The organism is Curtobacterium sp. VKM Ac-1393 (assembly GCF_015350995.1).
Taxonomy (GTDB): domain Bacteria; phylum Actinomycetota; class Actinomycetes; order Actinomycetales; family Microbacteriaceae; genus Curtobacterium.
This window is the reverse complement of sequence record NZ_JADKRW010000005.1, coordinates 74,451-92,602: the sequence shown is the minus strand read 5'-3', so window position 1 is coordinate 92,602 and position 18,152 is coordinate 74,451. Positions and strand designations below refer to the sequence as shown.

Sequence of the window (18,152 nt, the reverse complement as noted above, 5' to 3'; positions counted from 1 at the left end):
GTCGCGACGGTGCGGCGGGTGGGGTCGATCGGAGGACGCATGCGCGCACCCGACCGGCTCCGCCCGCTCGTCGCCGCGTCCTGGCGGCGGTCCGCGGCGGTCGACCCGGACGGTGTGCCGTCGCTCACCCTCGGGGACGACGAGCTCGACGCCGCCCGCCGCGACGGCCCGCTCGCGACCCTGCTCCCCGTCGTCCGGCGCCTGCTGCTCGACGACACGCGCTCCGCCGGCTGTGTCGTCGCGGTCGGTGACGCCTCCGGCCGCCTGGTCTGGGTCGACGGTGCCCGCACCGCACGGCGCGCGGCCGAGGACATGGGTTTCGTCCCCGGTGCCGACTGGGCCGAGGACCGCGTCGGCACGAGCGCGCCCGGCACGGCCCTGCGGCTCGACCGACCGGTGCAGATCCGTTCCGAGGAGCACTACGCGAACGCCGTCAAGCCGTGGTCGTGCACGGCGGTGCCCGTCCACGACGCCCGCGGTGCCACCGTCGGGGTGCTCGACCTGACCGGCGACGACCGGGCCGTCGAGCGGCACACCCTGTCGTTGCTCGCCGCCACGGTCGCCGCCGCCGAGGCACAGCTCGCCCTCGCCGCGAGTCGCCTGCCGGCGCCCTCCGCGTCGACGCCGGCCGCACCCGGCGCCGAACTGTCCGTGCTCGGTACCGACACCGCCGTCCTGCGCGTCCGTGACCACCGGGTGCAGCTCTCGCCCCGGCACTCCGAGCTCCTGGTCGTCCTCGCCGCCCACCCGGACGGGTTGGCCGCCGCCGACCTCGCGCAGGCGGTGTACGGCGACGCCGGCGCGATCGTGACCCTGCGCGCCGAGGTGGTGCGGCTCCGACGGGTCCTCGCGGAGCACGCGTCGGGCGTGACCGTGACGTCGCGGCCGTACCGCGTGACCGGGATGGCGACCGACGTCGACACCGTGCTGTCCGCGCTCGACCGGGGGGCGCGCCTCCAGGCCGTCGACCGGTACGCCGGACCGGTCCTGCCGGGGTCGGCTGCGCCGGGGGTGGATGCCGTGCGCGACCTGGTGCGGGGTCGGTTCCGCGAGTCCGTCGTCGCCGACGGCGGGGTCGACGCGCTGCTCGCGTGGGCGCGGACACCCGACGGGGCGGCGGACGCGCGGGTGCTCCGCGCGCTGCTCGCGGTGCTGCCGCGGCGGTCGCCGCGACGGGCCGGTCTCGTGGCGGCGATCGAGGCGCTCGAGGGCGTCTGAGACGGTCGACAACCGGCCTGGAGGCGCGCCCCGCGCGGTCGGGACCGCTGACGGGGTGCGCCTCCCGGCCTGGTGATCAGGAACCGGAGGTCGGTGCCGGGGTGGGAACCGTCGCCTTCCCCGTCCCGCCGTCCTTCGGCGGGACGGGCGCGGTGGGCTTGTTCTTCGTGCCGTCGTTCGGCGGGGTGGGCGCGGTGGGCTTGTTCTTCGTGCCGTCCTTCGGCGGGGTGGGCGCGGTGGGCTTGCTCTTCGCGCCGTCCTTCGGCGGCGTGGGGGCCTTGCCCTGCTCGTCCTTCGGGGGCGCGGGCACGGTCGCGCGCGCACCGGGATCCGGCAGCGCCGTGCAGCCGGGCGCCGTGGCGGGACCGCCCCCGGGTGGTGCGGGCACCGTCGCGGTGCCGCCGTCGGGCTGCGCGGGAGCCGGCGTGGTCGCGCTGGTCGGCGCACCCGTCGGCGTGGTCGCTCCGGGGCTGCTCGGCGCGGCGTTCGCCGTGGCGATGCCGAACCCGCCGAGCACCAGCACCGCGGCTGCGGCCGTGCCGATCCCGACCCGACGCAGGAGTGCGCCGCGTCGCGGACTCGTCGCGGTGGTCGTGTCGTCTCGTTCGTCGTGCATGGTGGTTCCGTTCCGTGACCGGGCGGATCCGGTTGATCCGTCGCTGGAGACGACGCTCGAGTCCGAATCTGAAGCATGCCTGAAGCACAGGGATTCTCCAGCGTCCTCCATGCTCGGTGCCCGCCGAGGGGACCTACGGTGTCCGCCGTGCCTGCTCCCGCTCGAATCCTCGTCGTCGACGACGACGACTCCATCCGCACCTCCGTCGCGACCACCCTGCGCGCCGAGGGCTTCCTCGTCGCCGAGGCCGCCGACGGCCGCGACCTCCTGGACGACGTCCGCCGTGCCGCGCCGGACCTCGTGTTGTTGGACTGGATGCTGCCCGGTCCCAGCGGCATCGTGCTCGCCGGACGTCTGCGGTCGGCCTCGGACGCCGCCGTCGTCATGATGACCGCGCGCGACGAGCTCGACGAACGGTTGCGTGGCTTCGCCGAGGGGGCCGACGACTACGTGGTCAAGCCGTTCGCGATGGCCGAGCTGGTCGCACGGGTGACGGCGGTGCTGCGGCGGCGCGGCCGGATCCCGTCGGTCGTCGAGGTCGGCGACCTCGTGCTCGACCCGGACGCCGCCACCGCTCGCCGGGCAGGAGTGCTCCTCGACCTCACCGCGACGGAGTTCCGGCTGCTGCGCTTCCTCGCCGAGAGCCGGGGCCGAACGGTGTCGAAGGGACAGATCACGACGCAGGTGTGGGGGTACGACGACGTCGCGGCGAACGTCGTCGAGGTCCACCTCAGTGCGCTCCGGCGGAAGATGGAGGCGCACGGGCCCCGTCTCGTGCACACCGTGCGCGGCATCGGGTACCGGTTGAGCGACGAGCGGACGGCAGCGTGAGCGTCCACGACGGTCCGCTCCGGACGACCTCGTTGCGGTTGCGGACCGTGGTGGCCATCGTGGTCCTGCTCGCCGTCCTGCTCGCCGGACTGGCCGTGGCGGTCGAGGTGGTCCTCGGGGTCCGACTCCGCGCCCAGGCCGAGGACCGGCTCCGTGACCGTGCGTCGGCCGCCGCGGCACTCGTCGGCACCGTCGACGTCGAGGACCTCGCCGACCGGCTGTCCGCCCAGGGACTCTCGGTCCGGATCGTCCAACCCGACGGTGACGCCGTCGAGGCCGGCCCCACCCCGGACCAGCTCCGCACCGGTCCGCCCGACCCGGGCGGCCTGCCGGCGACGGTGCCGCGCGGCAGCGGCGACGTCGGTCGGACGCCCACCGCGGCGGCCACGCCGACGACCACACCGACGAGCACGGTCGAGCGCACCACGATCACGTCGTCGACGGTGCGCGAGGACGACGGCGTCCTCACCCTGGTGAGCCGGCTCGACGACGGCACCCGCCTCACGCTGACCGCCGGGACCCGTGACGTCCAGGACACGCTCGTGCAGCTCGGCTGGGTGATGGGCGGCGCGTCCGCGGCGTTCCTCGGCGTGGCCGTCCTCGGCGTGGTGCTCGTCGTCCGCCGGTCCCTCCGGCCGCTCGACGAGATGGCGACGACCGCGCGGTCGATCGCCGGCGGCGACCGCGGCCGGCGACTCCGGCCCACCCGGCAGGACACCGAGATCGGGCGGGTCGCCGTCGCCCTCGACGAGATGCTCGACGCCGTCGAGGGGGCCGAGCGGGACGCGGTCGCCGCCGAGGCGCGGGTCCGCTCGTTCCTCTCCGACGCCGCGCACGAGCTGCGGACGCCCGTCGCCGGGGTCCGCGCCGCCGCCGACACCCTGGTGCGCGGCGGCGACGGCGACGACCGGACCCGCGAGGTCCTCGCCGTGCACGTCGTGCGCCAGGCGGACCGGGCCGCGCGGCTCATCGAGGACATGCTGACCATGGCCCGGCTCGACCGGGGGATCGAGCTCGACCGACGGGTCGTCGACCTCGGGGCGTTCCTCGTTGCCGAGGGCGAACGGCTCCGGCTCCGGCTGCCGTCCGTCCACCTCGACGTGGACGTGCCCGAACGCCCCGTGCCCGCCGACGTCGACGCCGAGCGACTCGCCCAGGTGGTCGGCAACCTCGTCGACAACGCGGCGCGTGCGGCGGGTGCGACCGGCAGGGTCGTGGTCAGCCTCGGCGACCACGGCACCGGTCCCGTGGTCCGGGTCGAGGACGACGGGCCTGGGATCCCCGTGGAGTACCGCGAGCGCGTGTTCGACCGGCTCGTCCGACTGGAGGCCGCGCGTGACGCCCGGTCCGGTGGCGCCGGACTGGGGCTGCCGATCGCGCGGGGGATCGCCGAGGCGCACGGCGGCGGGCTGCGGCACGGGGCGGACGGCGTACTGGGCGGCGCGGTGTTCGAGCTGTCGCTGCCGGCGGCGGCCGTCGGGGCGCAGGTGTCCTGCTAGCCTGGAGTCCTCGCGAGTGTGGTGGAATCGGCAGACACGGGGCACTCAAAATGCTCTGCCTCACGGCGTGCGGGTTCAAGTCCCGCCACTCGTACAACGCAACTTCTGACGTCTAGTAGGCTTGCGGCTGTGAGTGACACAGAAGCAACCGCAACAGCACCGCGCCGCGTCGTCGTCGCCGAGGACGAGTCGCTCATCCGCCTCGACATCGTCGAGATCCTCCGCGACAACGGGTTCGACGTGGTCGGCGAGGCCGGCGACGGCGAGACCGCCGTGCAGCTCGCCACCGACCTCCGCCCCGACCTGGTCGTGATGGACGTCAAGATGCCGCAGCTCGACGGCATCTCCGCAGCCGAGAAGCTGTCCAAGAACCACATCGCTCCGGTGGTCCTCCTCACGGCGTTCAGCCAGAAGGACCTCGTCGAGCGTGCGACCGAGGCCGGCGCGCTGGCCTACGTGGTCAAGCCGTTCACGCCGAACGACCTGCTCCCCGCGATCGAGATCGCCCTCTCGCGGTACCAGCAGATCATCACCCTCGAAGCCGAGGTCGCCGACCTGGTCGAGCGCTTCGAGACCCGCAAGCTCGTCGACCGTGCCAAGGGCCTGCTGAACGAGAAGATGGGCCTCACCGAGCCCGAGGCGTTCCGCTGGATCCAGAAGGCCTCGATGGACCGCCGCCTGACGATGCACGACGTCGCCAAGGCGATCATCGAGCAGCTCAGCGCCAAGAAGTAGCACGACCTCGTCGCTCACGAAGCGCCGTCGGACCCTGGTCCGGCGGCGCTTCTGCGTTCCCTGGTGCGTGGGGCGGTGGAGGCGACCACCTGGCAGGCTGGAGCCGTGGACGACGTGGTGATCCGGGCCTCCCGGCCTGAGGACATGCCAGCGGTGGCCGACCTGCGGTGGCGGTGGAGCGTCGGCGAGGGCGGCGCCGAGCCGGCCGCGACGCCGGACGAGTACCGCGCAGCCATGACCGCCTTCGCCGCCGCGCACCCGGACACGCACCGATGCGTGGTCGCGGAGCGCGACGGCGCGGTGCTCGGCATGGCCTGGCTGGGGCTGGTCGCACGCCCGCCCACACCGGACCGGCCGGGGCGACGCCTGACCGCGGACGTGCAGACCGTCTACGTGCACCCGGACCTGCGTGGGCTCGGCGTCGCCGGACGACTCGTGACCGCGCTGCTCGAGATCGCCGACGACCTCGGTGTCGAACGGACCTCGGTGCACTCGAGCGTCGACGGGGAGCGGCTCTACCGACGGCTCGGCTTCGGCGACGCACGACTCCTGCTGCAGCGTCCGCCCGAGGACTGACGAGGGTTCAGCGCGCCTCGCGGATGAGGTTGGTGATGCGGACGGTGGAGCAGCGGCGCCCCTGGTCGTCGGTGAGCACGATCTCGTGCGTGGTGAGCGTGTTGCCGAGGTGGATCGCGGTACAGACACCGGTCACGGTGCCCGACGTGGCGCTCCGCGTGTGCGAGGCGTTGAGCTCGATGCCGACGGCGTAGCGGCCCTCGCCGGCGTGCACGTTCGCGGCCATCGACCCCAGGCTCTCGGCGAGCACCACGTAGGCGCCGCCGTGCAGCAGGCCGACCGGTTGTCGGTTGCCCTCGACCGGGATGCTGCCGACGGCGCGGTCGGCCGACATCTCGGTGATGACCATGCCCATCTTGTCGGCGAGCTCGCCCATGCCGCGGGCAGCGAGGCGGTCGTCGACGCCCCCGGTGATGGTCGCTTCGTCGGTCACGCGCTCGAACTCCCGTGTCGGATGGCGTCGGTAGGCTGTCCGGGTGTCGGACTCCGCAAAGCCTACCCTCATGGTCATCGACGGCCACTCGCTCGCCTTCCGGGCCTTCTACGCCCTGCCGGTCGACAGTTTCGTGAACCGGGACGGCCAGCACACCAACGCCATCCACGGCTTCATCTCGATGCTGCTCATGCTGCTGCAGCGCGAGAAGCCGACCCACCTGGCGGTGGCGTTCGACATCTCCCGGTTCTCGTTCCGCACCCGTGAGTACGAGGCGTACAAGGGCACCCGCTCCGAGACCCCGGTCGAGTTCAAGGGCCAGATCCCACTGCTGCAGCAGGCGCTCGAGGCGATGGGCATCACCACGGTGACGAAGGAGGACTACGAGGCCGACGACATCCTCGCGACCCTGTCGTCGCAGGGTGCCGCGCAGGGGTACCAGGTCTACGTCGTCTCCGGTGACCGCGATGCCATCCAGCTCGTCAACGACGACGTCACGCTGCTGTACCCGTCGGTCCGCGGTGTGTCCGAGCTCACCCGCTACGACCGCGACAAGGTCTACGAGCGCTACGGCATCGAGCCGCACCAGTACCCCGACATCGCCGCGCTCGTCGGCGAGACCAGCGACAACCTGATCGGCATCGACAAGGTCGGCGAGAAGACCGCGGTCAAGTGGGTCACCCAGTACGGCTCGCTCGAGGGGGTCCTCGAACACGCCGACGAGATCAAGGGCGTCGTCGGCAACAACCTGCGCGAGCAGCAGGACCGCGCGGTCCGCAACCGTCGGTTGAACCGTCTGGTCACCGACGTCGAACTGCCCGTCGGCCCGGCCGACGTCGCACTCCGGCCCTTCGACGAGACCGCCGTGCGCGAGCTCTTCGCCAAGCTGCAGTTCCGCACCCTGCTCGACCGGGTCTTCAAGGTCGCCGGCTCCGGCGAACCGTCCGAGCAGCCGGCCGAGGGTGGCGTGACGGACGGTGCCGCGACCCCACCGTCGGTGAAGACCCTGATCGACGAAGAGCTCGGCTACTGGCTCGAGCGCCGCAACGCGTCCGAGGCGGCGAACGGCTACGGCGTCGCCGTCGAGCTCATCGACGGCCGGCTCAGCACCATCGGCATCGCGACCCACGACGACGCCGTCCAGGTGCCAGGCGGCAGCGGCGCGAAGGACTACGAGCAGCTGTCGGCGTGGTTCGCCTCCGACGCCCCGAAGCACTTCCACGACGCCAAGGCCGCGATCAAGGCGCTCGCGACCGCCGGCTTCGTCGTGAACGGCATCGCCGGCGACGCCCGCATCATGGGGTGGCTCGCGCAGCCGGGCAAGCAGGGGCAGCCGTTGACCGACCTCGTCTACCAGGAGCTCGGCGAAGAGCTCCCGACGGCCGACCCGAACCAGCTCGTGCCGGAGACCGACCCGGTGAACGTCGGCGTGCACGCGTGGTTCGTCCTCCGGGTCACCACCGCGCTCCGCGCCCGGATCGACGAGTCGTCGCTCAAGGTCCTCGACGACATCGAGCTGCCGTTGGTGTCGGTGCTCGCGGGCATGGAGACCATCGGCGTCGGCATCGACCGCCCGGTGCTCACCGGCCTGTCGAAGGAACTGGGCGAGCGCGCCGCCGACCTCGCGCAGCAGGCCTTCGCCGAGATCGGGCACGAGGTGAACCTCGGGTCCCCGAAGCAGCTGCAGGAAGTGCTCTTCACCGAGCTCGCGATGCCGAAGACCCGCAAGACGAAGACCGGGTTCTCGACCGACGCCGCCAGCCTCACCGACCTGCAGGAGCAGCACCCGCACCCGTTCCTCGGCCTGCTGCTGCAGCACCGCGACGCCACGAAGCTCCGGCAGATCGTCGACACGCTCGACGCGGCGATCGTCGACGGGCGCATCCACACCCGGTACGAGCAGACGGGCAGCAGCACCGGGCGCATCTCGTCGACCGACCCGAACCTGCAGAACATCCCCGTGAAGACCGCGGTCGGCCGCCGGGTCCGGTCCGCGTTCGCCGTGGCCGAGCCGTACACGACGCTCATCACGGCCGACTACTCGCAGATCGAGATGCGCATCATGGCGCACCTGTCCGGCGACCCCGGACTGATCCAGGCCTTCAACGAAGGCGAGGACCTGCACCGCTTCGTCGGCGCCCGGGTGTTCGGCGTCGAGCCGGCAGCGGTCTCCGCCGAGATGCGCACCAAGGTCAAGGCGATGTCGTACGGCCTGGCGTACGGGCTGAGCGCGTTCGGGCTCTCGAAGCAGCTCCGCATCGAGCAGTCCGAGGCCCGGACGCTCATGACCGAGTACTTCGCCCGGTTCGGCGCGGTGCGCGACTACCTGCGCAACGTCGTGGAGCAGGCCCGCGAAGACGGCTACACCGAGACGATCTTCGGCCGTCGTCGTCCGTTCCCCGACCTGAAGAGCCCGAACCGCGTGCTGCGCGAGAACGCCGAGCGTGCTGCCCTGAACGCCCCGATCCAGGGCTCGGCTGCCGACATCATGAAGATCGCGATGCTCGGCGTCGCCGACGACCTGCGCGACGGCGGACTCGGGTCGCACCTGCTGCTGCAGGTGCACGACGAGCTCATCCTCGAGGTCGCACCCGGCGAGCAGGAGCGGGTCGAGGAGATCCTGCGCACCCGGATGGGCAACGCCGCCGAGCTCACCGTGCCGCTCGACGTCTCGGTCGGCGTCGGCGCGAACTGGGAGAGCGCGGCGCACTGACCCGCGTGCCGTCCGGTCGTGGTGGATAGGGTCGGACCATGAGCGAAGAGCGTCCCGTCCGCCAGCAGACCGCCGTCGACCACGTCGCCGAGGGGTGGGTCACGACCCTCGTCGACCTCGACCCGACGACCGCCACGTACATCGGTGTGCCGGGTCGGACGGGGGAGTACGGCGACACCTCGCCGGCCGGGGCCGCAGCCCTGGCAGACGCGGCGCGGGCCGCCAAGCGTGCGCTCGACGCCGCCGCGGCCGTGGACCCCGTCGACGATGTCACGAAGGCGGACCTCGGCGCGGAGCTCGACCTGGTGCAGGAGTCGTACGACCGTGGGCTGCACCTCCGCGACCTCAACGTGATCGCGAGCCCGACGCAGTCCGTCCGCGAGATCATCGACCTGATGCCGACCGCGACCGAGGCCGACTGGCAGGACGTGGCCAGCCGACTGCACGCGCTGCCGGACGCGCTCGAGGGCATCCGCGAGACCCTGCTCCAGGGCACGCGCGACGACGTCACCCCGGCGAAGCGGCAGGTCGCCCTGGTGGCGGAGCAGGCCGCCCGCAACGGTGCCGAGGACGGGTTCTTCCGCCGGCTCGCCGAGGGTGCCGCCCTCGATGACGGGTCCGCGGTGCCGGACTCGCTCCGCGCTGACCTGAGCCGCGGGGCCGAGGTCGCCTCGGCCGCCTACCGCAGCCTCGGGCAGTTCCTCGAACACGAGCTGCTCCCGCTCGCCACCCCGGTCGACGCCGTCGGCCGCGACGCGTACGAGCTGCACTCCCGTCGGTTCCTCGGCGCCGTGGTCGACCTCGACGAGACGTACGAGTGGGGCCTCGAGGAACTCGCCCGCATGCGCGACGAGCAGGAGCGCATCGCCGACCGGATCGAGCCGGGCGCCAGCGTCGCCCGCGCCATCGAGGTCCTCGACACCGACCCGGCACGGATCCTGCACGGCACCGAAGCCCTGCAGCGGTGGATGCAGGAGACGAGCGACGCCTCGGTCGCCGCGATGGCCGGCACGTACTTCGACATCCCGGATCCGATCCGCCGCCTGGAGTGCCGCATCGCCCCGACGCAAGAGGGCGGGATCTACTACAGCGGCCCGTCCGACGACTTCTCCCGCGCGGGCCGGATGTGGTGGTCGGTGCCCGAGGGGGTCACCGAGTTCGGCACCTGGCGCGAGAAGACCACGGTGTACCACGAGGGTGTCCCCGGCCACCACCTGCAGATCAGCCAGGGCGTCTACAACCGCGGCGAGCTGAACACGTGGCGGCGCCAGCTCTCCGGGTCCTCCGGGCACGTCGAGGGGTGGGCGCTCTACGCCGAGCGCCTGATGGAACAGCTCGGGTTCCTCGACGACGACGGTGACCGTCTGGGCATGCTCGACGGGCAGCGCATGCGAGCCGCGCGCGTGGTGCTCGACATCGGCGTGCACCTGCAGAAGACGAACCCGGACGGCGGCGGCTGGACGTGGGAGTACGCCCTCGACTTCATGCGCGAGAACGTGAACATGGACGACGCGTTCGTGCAGTTCGAGGTCGCGCGGTACTTCGGGTGGCCCGGGCAGGCACCGTCGTACAAGGTCGGGCAGCGGGTGTGGGAGTCGATCCGCGACGAGGTCGCCGCCCGCGAGGGTGCGGCCTTCGACCTCAAGGCGTTCCACCGCCGCGCACTGTCCCTCGGCAGCATCGGTCTGGACACCCTGCGGAGCGCCCTGCTCGGCTGACGCGCCGGCGACACGCCCGGTTGTGAGGGCTCGGCCGGTGCGGTTAGACTTGTGCGGCGCAATCCGCGCCACTCAATCAATCGCCACGGCGGAGCACCACGGGGGTCTCGACCCCCCGCACGCCACGGCCCGACTCATGTCCGTTCGGAGCAATCTCTACATGACAACCACTACGACCAAGGCTCCTAAGCAGGTCGCCATCAACGACATCGGTTCGGCTGATGACTTCCTGGCCGAGGTCGAGAAGACCCTGAAGTTCTTCAACGACGGTGATCTCATCTCCGGCACCGTCGTGAAGATCGACCGCGACGAGGTCCTCCTCGACGTCGGTTACAAGACCGAGGGCGTCATCCCCTCGCGCGAGCTCTCGATCAAGCACGACGTCGACCCCAACGAGGTCGTCAAGGTCGGCGACGAGGTCGAGGCCCTGGTTCTCCAGAAGGAGGACAAGGAAGGCCGCCTCATCCTGTCGAAGAAGCGTGCGCAGTACGAGCGCGCATGGGGCGACGTCGAGAAGATCAAGGAGTCCGACGGCGTCGTGACCGGCACGGTCATCGAGGTCGTCAAGGGCGGCCTGATCGTCGACATCGGTCTCCGCGGCTTCCTCCCCGCCTCGCTCATCGAGCTCCGTCGCGTCCGCGACCTCACGCCGTACCTCGGCCAGGAGATCGAGGCGAAGATCCTCGAGCTCGACAAGAACCGCAACAACGTGGTCCTGTCGCGCCGTGCGCTCCTCGAGCAGACGCAGTCCGAGTCCCGGACCACGTTCCTCAACAACCTGCACAAGGGCCAGGTCCGCAAGGGCATCGTGTCCTCGATCGTCAACTTCGGTGCGTTCGTGGACCTCGGTGGCGTCGACGGTCTCGTCCACGTCTCCGAGCTCAGCTGGAAGCACATCGAGCACGCCAGCGAGGTCGTCGAGGTCGGTCAGGAAGTCACCGTCGAGATCCTCGAGGTCGACCTGGACCGCGAGCGCGTGTCGCTCTCGCTCAAGGCGACGCAGGAGGACCCGTGGCAGGTCTTCGCCCGTACCCACGCGATCGGTCAGATCGCACCGGGCAAGGTCACGAAGCTCGTCCCGTTCGGTGCCTTCGTCCGCGTTGCCGACGGCATCGAGGGTCTGGTGCACATCTCCGAGCTCTCGAACAAGCACGTGGAGCTCGCCGAGCAGGTCGTCTCGGTCAACGACGAGGTCTTCGTCAAGATCATCGACATCGACCTCGACCGTCGCCGCATCTCGCTCAGCCTCAAGCAGGCGAACGAGGGCGTGGACCCCGAGGGCACCGAGTTCGACCCGGCGCTCTACGGCATGCCGACCGAGTACGACGACAAGGGTGACTACAAGTACCCGGACGGCTTCGACCCGGAGACGAACGAGTGGCTTGAGGGCTACGACACCCAGCGCACCGAGTGGGAGGGCCAGTACGCGGCCGCCCAGGGTCGTTGGGAAGCCCACAAGGCGCAGGTCGCGAAGACCATCGCCGACGAGGAAAAGGGTGGCTTCGACCTCCCGGCCGGCGCATCGACGTCGTCCGCTTCCTCTTCGTCGTCGTTCTCGAGCGAGACCGGTGGCGCAAGCCCCCTCGCCGACGACGCTTCGCTGGCGGCGCTCCGCGAGAAGCTCAGCTCGACCAACTGATCGAGCGAGTCGCACTGACCGGAAGCCCGGCATCCCCCAGGGGGTGCCGGGCTTTCGGCGTTTCCACGCTGCGGGTCGTTAGCCTGTCGCCGTGCGCATCATCGGTCTCACGGGCGGCATCGCCGCGGGCAAGTCGACGGTCTCCAAGCGTTGGGCGGAGCACGGCGGCATCGTCGTCGATGCCGACCGGTTGGCGCGGGACGCCGTCGCACCCGGCAGCCCCGGGCTCGCGCAGGTCGCCGAGCGGTTCGGCTCCTCGGTGATCGCGGCCGACGGCTCGCTCGACCGGGCGGCGCTCGGAGCGATCGTGTTCTCGGACCCGGCTGCCCGGAAGGACCTCGAGGCGATCACGCACCCCGAGGTCTGGCGGCTCGCGCAGCGCGCCTTCGACGAAGCCGGCGCCGCCGACCCCGACGCGATGGTCGTGTACGACGTGCCGCTGCTGGCCGAGGCCCGTGGCTCCCGCCCGATCCGGTTCGACGCGGTCGTCGTCGTCGACGCCCCGGCGGCCCAGCGCATCGAACGACTCGTCGAGCACCGCGGCATGGCCCGCGACGACGCTGAACGCCGGGTCGCCGCGCAGGCGAGCGACGCCGACCGTCTCGCCCTCGCCGACCACGTCGTCGACGCGACGGGCACGCTCGCGCAGACCCTCCGTTCGGCCGACGAGGTGTGGTCGCGGATCACCTCGTGAAGCACCGTCTGCTGCTCGTCCTCGCCGCGATCGTCCTCGTCGCGATCGGTGGCGGCGCACTGGTCGCAGCGAACCTGCTCGGGGCGCAGCGCATCGAGGACGAGGGACGGACGCCGACGACCGATCGCTCGCACGCCGACGAGGCACCGTCGGGCGATGACCGCGGACCTGCGGGGGAGTTCCACCGCTTCCGGCTCGGCACCGTGGGCGGCGAACGGCTCACCCCGAACCGCGACGACTTCGCGGCTCGCACTTCCGTCGACGGACCGCTCCTGCTGTTCCTGCCCGCCACACGATCCCGACCGGCGGACTACCAGCGCTTCCTCGGTCAGGCCCTCGCGGACGGGTACCACGTGCTCGGGTTGGACTACTGGAACCTCGGCCGGACCCTGTCCGGCACGTGCGAGGCCGACGCCCGCTGCTACGGCATGGTCCAGCGCAACCGGTTCGACGGCACCCGCCAGTCCCAGTTCAGTTCGGTGACGCCCGCCGGGTCGATCGTGTCGCGCTTCCGCGACGCGGTGGCCTACCTCGACGACCACGACCCCGACGGCGGGTGGGGCCGGTTCGTGCAGGGTGACGACGACATCGCCTGGCAGGACATCGTGGTGGCCGGACACTCCCAGGGCGGTGGCGAGGCGGCGTACATCGCGCACATCCGGTCCGTCCGCGGGGCGCTGATGTTCTCGTCGCCCGTCGAGTCGCGGGGACCGTCGCACGCGGCCTGGATGGATCGACCCGGCCAGACGCCCGTCGCGCGGATGTACGCCGTCGACGACGTCCGCGACGCCTTCGGCCCGCGGATCACCGGCTCGTGGCGGGTCCTCGGACTCGACGGCACGACCGGTCCGTTCCGCACGGACACCGACCCACCGCCCGTCGGCGCCGACCCGCACGCGATCCTGACCGACGTCCGGGGGCGGGGGAAGGCGCACTCGCTCATCATCAAGGACTCGACGCCGCTCGGCGCGGACGGGAAGGCGCGGATGACGGCGATCTGGCAGTGGATGCTGCACCGGTTCCCGACCGAGGGCGCTGCACCGTCAGCCGGCACCGTTCCCCCTGACGGCTCATAGCCACGAGCAATAGCCTCTGCTGGTGCAGCCCCTCGACCGAGAACCCGACCTGCGCTCGCTCGTCCGTGCCCGTGCGGCGGGGAGTCCGGAGCGCCCGTACCTGGAGGACGCCCGTTCCGCGCGGGTCCTGACGTACCGGGGCCTCGAGGACGCGGTGACCGCCTGGTCCGCGACGTTCGACGCGATCGGCGTCCCGGCGTCCGGCGCGGTCCTGGTCGACGTCGGCGACCCCCTCGCGTTCGCCGTGGTGCACCTGACCGCCGTGGCGACCGGTCGCCGTGCCGTCCCGGTGGACACCGGACAGCCGGCGACCGAGCCGGCCCGTCTCGCCGACCTGATCGGCGGGGCCTCGATCGTGGTGTCGGACCGTGCCGTGGACGGGACCGTCCCCGGGGCGCCGGCCTGCGGGATCGACGCGACCACGTTCCTCCCGGCCGCCGTCCGCGATGGCGACGTGCCCGCGGAGAGCCCGGACGCACCGGGCGAGGGATCCGTGGTGCTGTTCACGTCCGGGTCGACCGGCGCGCCGAAGGGCGTCGAGTTGCCGGAGTCGCAGTTGCTCGTCGTGGCACGGGCGGTCGCAGAGCACAACGGGCTGACCGAGCGCGATCGCGGGTTCAACTCGTTGCCGTTGTTCCACGTCAACGCCGAGGTCGTCGGCCTGCTGGCGACGCTCGTCGCCGGGGCGACGCTGGTACTCGATCCGCGCTTCCGGCGGACGGGGTTCTGGGAGATGCTCGCCGAGCGGCGCATCACCTGGCTGAACGCGGTGCCGGCGATCTTGGCGGTGCTGTCCAAGACCGGACCGCTCGCGTTCCCGGACGGGCTCCGCTTCGTGCGGAGTGCCTCCGCACCGCTCCCCGAACCCGTTCGAGCGGCACTCGGCAACGTGCCGCTCGTCGTCAGTTGGGGCATGACCGAGGGCGCATCGCAGATCACGGCCACGCCGCTCGGTGCACCCGCGCGGCCTGGTTCCGTCGGTGTGCCGGTCGGCTCCGAGGTCCAGGTCCGCGACGAGGACGACACGCCCCTGCCGGCTGACGCGATCGGTGCGCTGTGGGTCCGAGGCCCAGGCATCGTCGACCGGTACCTGTTCGGCCGGGCATCCGAGCGGTTCGACGCCGACGGTTGGCTGCGCACCGGGGACCTCGGGTCCGTGTCCCCGGACGGCTGGGTGTCGCTGGCCGGGCGGTCCGACGACGTCATCAACCGCGGTGGCGAGAAGGTGTACCCGGCCGAGGTCGAGGACGTACTGCTCGGCGATCCCCGCGTGCTCGAGGCGGTGGTGGTCGGGCGTCCGCACGACGTGCTCGGCGCGGTGCCGATCGCCTACGTGATCCTGCAGTCGGACGGCGACCGGGACCCCGACCCCGGCACGGTCGTCGCCGACCTCACCGCGCGTGCCGAGGCCCACCTGACCCGGTTCCGCCGCCCGGTCGAGATCGTCGTCGTGCCCGACCTGCCGCGGGCGCCCACCGGCAAGGTGCAGCGTGCGAAGGTCCGGACGATGGCGCAGCCGTCGTGACCGGTGCGCAGTCGAAGTCGAAGTCGCAGGCCCAGCCGCAGCCACAGGGCCAGCCGCAGCAGCCACACGTCCAGACCCCGACCCGAACGGCCGAAGGCAAGCCGCGCCACCTGTACGAGGTCGACGTCCTCCGGATCCTGACGTTCGCCTGCGTGATCGGCGTCCACACCACCAGCCACACCGCCGCGTCCGACGACGTCGGGCTCAACGCGCTGCTCGCGCTGCTGCACTTCACCCGGCTCGTCTTCTTCTCGCTGACCGCCTTCGTGCTCGTCTACAGCTACACGCTGCGACCGCGGCCGATGGCGCAGTTCTGGCCGAAGCGGTTCCTGCTCGTCGGTGTGCCGTACCTGGCGTGGTCGTTCGTGTACGTGGGCTCGGAGTGGCTCCTCAGCGCCACGCGACGCGGCGACGTGCCCGATCTCGTCCGGACGCTCGCCACCGGCATCGCCACCGGGACGTCGAAGTACCACCTGTACTTCCTGCTCGTGACGATGCAGGTGTACCTGCTGTTGCCGGTCATCGTGTGGCTGGTCCGGAAGACCCGCGGGCACCACGTCACGGCGCTCGTCGTGGCGCTCGTCGTGCAGCTCGTGGTGTTCGCCGGGTACAAGTACTTCCCGGCGAGCGACGCCTGGTTGCACGGCTACCAGAAGCAGTTCTTCTTCTCGTACGTGTTCTTCATCGTCTCCGGGGCGATCGCCGCCGACCACGCCGACGCGTTCCTCCGGTTCATCCGGGTGCACCGTCGCGCCGTGCTCTGGGCCTTCGCTGGCGTCGGCGCGCTGACGCTCGGCGTCTGGGCCCTCCAGGTGGCCCTCGGCCAGTCGCTCTACGCCGCCGGGACACCGCTGCAACCGATCGAGGCCGTCTGGAGCACCGCGGTGTTCGTCGGCTTCCTGGCGATCGGAGCGCGCTGGGCGGACCGTCGGCGCCCCGGCAGCCCGGTCGCGCGCTTCGTCGACTATGCCTCGGACCGGTCGTTCGGGATCTTCCTGAGCCATCCGTTCCTGATCTGGATCCTGCTGTACGGCGACAGCTGGCTCGAGGCCGTGGTGCCGCGTCCGTGGCTGACGCTCGTGACGTACCTGCTCGTGGTGGTGCTGTCCGTGGCGGTCACCGAGGCGTTCCGGTGGACCCCGCTGAGCGTGCCGCTCACCGGCCGGCCGTCGCTCGCGTCCCGCGGCCGGCGTCGGGCGCGCAGCCCGCAGCGCTGACCCGCGCGTTCCGGGCGTCCCTGGTCGGTTCTCCCGACCAGGGACGCCCGTTCCTGCTCGCTGTGCGCGGCGGCGGATGCTGTGCGCGGCGGTGGACGCGCTGCGCGGCGGACGGGAGGCGCGGGTCGGCCTGGGCACGTGCCTCCCGTCCGGCGGGTGGGGACCACCAGGGCCGCGCGCACGCCCGGCGGGTCCCGTTGCGGACAGCGGAATCGGGCGTACCTGGTCGTTCCTCTCGACCAGGTACGCCCGATTCGGCACGGCGTGCCGCTGACGGCGCGCGTCGCGGGTCAGGCGGCGCGCTGCTCGGCCGCGGGTGTCCCGACCTCGAGGACGCCGTTCGTCGAGGTGAGCCGCTGCGGCTTCATGAACCACGCGACGACCGCGGCGGCGCCGAGCAGCACGCACGACAGTGCGAACGGCAGCTGCCAGCCGGACGCGTCGATGAGCAGGCCGAAGACGATGGGGGAGACCACGCCCGCGATGCCGAAGCCGGTGTTCATGAACCCCGAAGCGGTACCGGACCACTGCGGGGCGACGTCCATCGGGATCGCCCAGAGGTTCGCGTTGCAGAGCTCCAGGAAGAAGAACGACAGCGCGAGCGAGATCGTCGCGACGAGCAGGCCCTGCCCGATGACGAGCGGGATGAGGCAGACCAACGAGCCGCCGAGTCCGATCACCAGGACGGTCCTGCGAGCGTTCCGGGTGTTGCCGCCGCGGTGGATGATCCGGTCGCTCAGCATGCCGCCGACGGTGTCCCCGACCACGCCGGCGAGCAGGATGAGCGTGGTGAAGAGAGCGAAGTCAGCGATCTCGAGCCCGTACGTCGAGCTGAGGAAGGTCGGCAACCAGGTGAGGAACACCCAAAGGGTCCAGCCGTAGCCGAAGTCGACGAACGTCACCGGCAGGATCTGGCGCGCCATCTGGCGCCACGGCACCGGTGGGCGGGTGGCGCGCGTCTCGACCGGCGGCAGCTCGTCGATCTCGACCCGCGTGATGCCCGTCGTCGACTCGGGCTTGTCCCGGAACCAGACGAACCAGACGATGCCCCACACGAAGGACAGGACCGCCGTCGCGAAGAACGCCCACCGCCAGCTGCCCGTCGAGCCGATCACCCAGGCGACGAGGAGCGGGGCCAGGGCGTTGCCGAGCCGGGCCGCGGAGTGCACGACGCCCTGCGCGAAGCCGTTGCGGTCGCGCGGGATCCAGCGGGTCATCGCCTGGGTCGCGGTCGGGAACGCCGCCGCCTCGCTGAGCCCGAGGAGTGCCCGTGCCGCGAACAGCGTCCAGAAGCCGACGGCGAAGCCGGTCCACAGGGTCGCGATGCCCCAGACCACGGTGATGACGAACAGGGCCTTGCGTGGTCCGGCCTTCTCGCTGATCGTTCCGCCGAACACCTGCAGCAGCGCGTACGGCAGCGAGAACGCGGACACGATCAGGCCGGCTGTGGCCTCGTTGAAGCCGAACTCCTCGGTGATGTGCGGCAGCGCCGTCGAGATGTTCGTCCGGTCGATGTACGAGATCGCGTACATGCAGCAGAGCAGCAGGAGCACGCGTCCGCGGATGCGACCGCGGAACGGCGTGCCCTTCGTCGGTGCGGCGGGGGTCGCCGTCGTCATGAGGCCTCTTCGGGTGTGGCTCGTGCTGGGCTCGTCGGGAACG

The 18,152-nt window shown here is 71.7% G+C and carries 15 protein-coding genes and 1 tRNA gene; 13 read left to right on the top strand and 3 right to left on the bottom strand.

Annotated elements, in window-relative coordinates; genetic code table 11:
* Nucleotides 1-39 precede the first annotated feature (39 nt).
* Entirely contained in the window at nucleotides 40-1,218 is a 1,179-nt protein-coding gene (locus ITJ59_RS12265; protein WP_194651402.1) for a GAF domain-containing protein, read from the top strand.
* A gap of 76 nt (nucleotides 1,219-1,294) precedes the next feature.
* Here ITJ59_RS12265 and ITJ59_RS12260 read toward each other — a convergent pair whose 3' ends face one another.
* Complete coding sequence (locus ITJ59_RS12260) at nucleotides 1,295-1,834, bottom strand: hypothetical protein (RefSeq protein ID WP_194651401.1); 540 nt, start codon at nucleotides 1,832-1,834, stop codon at nucleotides 1,295-1,297.
* A gap of 147 nt (nucleotides 1,835-1,981) precedes the next feature.
* Here ITJ59_RS12260 and ITJ59_RS12255 point away from each other — a divergent pair, with 147 nt between their 5' ends.
* The 5 genes from ITJ59_RS12255 (at nucleotide 1,982) to ITJ59_RS12235 (ending at nucleotide 5,475) form a co-directional block, all read left to right on the top strand.
* Nucleotides 1,982-2,665 carry a response regulator transcription factor gene (locus tag ITJ59_RS12255; RefSeq protein WP_323749485.1) on the top strand — a complete coding sequence of 228 codons (684 nt, stop codon included), beginning with the start codon at nucleotides 1,982-1,984 and terminating at the stop codon, nucleotides 2,663-2,665.
* Nucleotides 2,662-4,164, top strand: a complete 1,503-nt coding sequence (locus ITJ59_RS12250) for a sensor histidine kinase (RefSeq protein WP_194651398.1) — start codon at nucleotides 2,662-2,664, stop codon at nucleotides 4,162-4,164. Before ITJ59_RS12255 ends, ITJ59_RS12250 begins: the two co-directional genes overlap by 4 nt.
* Before the next feature lie 12 nt (nucleotides 4,165-4,176).
* Nucleotides 4,177-4,258 (top strand) — tRNA-Leu (locus ITJ59_RS12245).
* 35 nt (nucleotides 4,259-4,293) lie between these two features.
* Nucleotides 4,294-4,899, top strand: coding sequence for an ANTAR domain-containing response regulator (locus tag ITJ59_RS12240; RefSeq protein ID WP_071291723.1), 606 nt, complete (start codon nucleotides 4,294-4,296; stop codon nucleotides 4,897-4,899).
* 105 nt (nucleotides 4,900-5,004) lie between these two features.
* On the top strand, nucleotides 5,005-5,475 hold the full coding sequence (locus ITJ59_RS12235) for a GNAT family N-acetyltransferase (RefSeq protein ID WP_194651396.1): 471 nt from the start codon (nucleotides 5,005-5,007) through the stop codon (nucleotides 5,473-5,475).
* 7 nt (nucleotides 5,476-5,482) lie between these two features.
* Here ITJ59_RS12235 and ITJ59_RS12230 read toward each other — a convergent pair whose 3' ends face one another.
* Nucleotides 5,483-5,851 carry a PaaI family thioesterase gene (locus ITJ59_RS12230; protein WP_111084165.1) on the bottom strand — a complete coding sequence of 123 codons (369 nt, stop codon included), beginning with the start codon at nucleotides 5,849-5,851 and terminating at the stop codon, nucleotides 5,483-5,485.
* Nucleotides 5,852-5,978: 127 nt separating this feature from the next.
* Here ITJ59_RS12230 and polA point away from each other — a divergent pair, with 127 nt between their 5' ends.
* The 7 genes from polA (at nucleotide 5,979) to ITJ59_RS12195 (ending at nucleotide 16,490) form a co-directional block, all read left to right on the top strand.
* Entirely contained in the window at nucleotides 5,979-8,621 is a 2,643-nt protein-coding gene (polA, locus tag ITJ59_RS12225; RefSeq protein WP_228511460.1) for a DNA polymerase I, read from the top strand.
* A 38-nt stretch (nucleotides 8,622-8,659) separates the two neighbouring features.
* Nucleotides 8,660-10,339: a DUF885 domain-containing protein gene (locus ITJ59_RS12220; RefSeq protein WP_194651391.1), complete on the top strand. Its 1,680-nt coding sequence runs from the start codon at nucleotides 8,660-8,662 to the stop codon at nucleotides 10,337-10,339.
* Between the two features lie 160 nt (nucleotides 10,340-10,499).
* Nucleotides 10,500-11,978, top strand: a complete 1,479-nt coding sequence (rpsA, locus tag ITJ59_RS12215) for a 30S ribosomal protein S1 (RefSeq protein ID WP_111083948.1) — start codon at nucleotides 10,500-10,502, stop codon at nucleotides 11,976-11,978.
* A 91-nt stretch (nucleotides 11,979-12,069) separates the two neighbouring features.
* Nucleotides 12,070-12,672 (top strand): dephospho-CoA kinase, encoded by a 603-nt coding sequence (gene coaE, locus ITJ59_RS12210; RefSeq protein ID WP_194651389.1) that lies wholly within the window; start codon nucleotides 12,070-12,072, stop codon nucleotides 12,670-12,672.
* A complete protein-coding gene (locus ITJ59_RS12205) occupies nucleotides 12,669-13,748 on the top strand; it encodes a BPSS1187 family protein (RefSeq protein ID WP_194651387.1) in 1,080 nt (359 codons plus the stop codon). The genes coaE and ITJ59_RS12205 overlap by 4 nt, the downstream gene beginning before the upstream one ends.
* 22 nt (nucleotides 13,749-13,770) lie before the next feature.
* A complete protein-coding gene (locus tag ITJ59_RS12200) occupies nucleotides 13,771-15,273 on the top strand; it encodes a class I adenylate-forming enzyme family protein (RefSeq protein WP_194651385.1) in 1,503 nt (500 codons plus the stop codon).
* Nucleotides 15,270-16,490, top strand: a complete 1,221-nt coding sequence (locus ITJ59_RS12195; RefSeq protein WP_194651384.1) for an acyltransferase — start codon at nucleotides 15,270-15,272, stop codon at nucleotides 16,488-16,490. The genes ITJ59_RS12200 and ITJ59_RS12195 overlap by 4 nt, the downstream gene beginning before the upstream one ends.
* 290 nt (nucleotides 16,491-16,780) lie before the next feature.
* On the opposite strand, the gene ITJ59_RS12190 is transcribed toward ITJ59_RS12195, so the two are convergent.
* Nucleotides 16,781-18,109, bottom strand: a complete 1,329-nt coding sequence (locus ITJ59_RS12190; RefSeq protein WP_194651382.1) for an MFS transporter — start codon at nucleotides 18,107-18,109, stop codon at nucleotides 16,781-16,783.
* Nucleotides 18,110-18,152 lie beyond the last annotated feature (43 nt).

Excerpts from the sequence above, each read along its gene's own strand:
- ITJ59_RS12265 (WP_194651402.1), top strand. The coding sequence starts at position 40 with ATGCGCGCACCCGACCGGCTCCGCCCGCTCGTCGCCGCGTCCTGGCGG.
- ITJ59_RS12260 (WP_194651401.1), bottom strand. The coding sequence starts at position 1,834 with ATGCACGACGAACGAGACGACACGACCACCGCGACGAGTCCGCGACGC.
- ITJ59_RS12230 (WP_111084165.1), bottom strand. The coding sequence starts at position 5,851 with ATGGGCGAGCTCGCCGACAAGATGGGCATGGTCATCACCGAGATGTCG.
- polA (WP_228511460.1), top strand. The coding sequence starts at position 5,979 with ATGGTCATCGACGGCCACTCGCTCGCCTTCCGGGCCTTCTACGCCCTG.
- ITJ59_RS12220 (WP_194651391.1), top strand. The coding sequence starts at position 8,660 with ATGAGCGAAGAGCGTCCCGTCCGCCAGCAGACCGCCGTCGACCACGTC.
- rpsA (WP_111083948.1), top strand. The coding sequence starts at position 10,500 with ATGACAACCACTACGACCAAGGCTCCTAAGCAGGTCGCCATCAACGAC.
- ITJ59_RS12190 (WP_194651382.1), bottom strand. The coding sequence starts at position 18,109 with ATGACGACGGCGACCCCCGCCGCACCGACGAAGGGCACGCCGTTCCGC.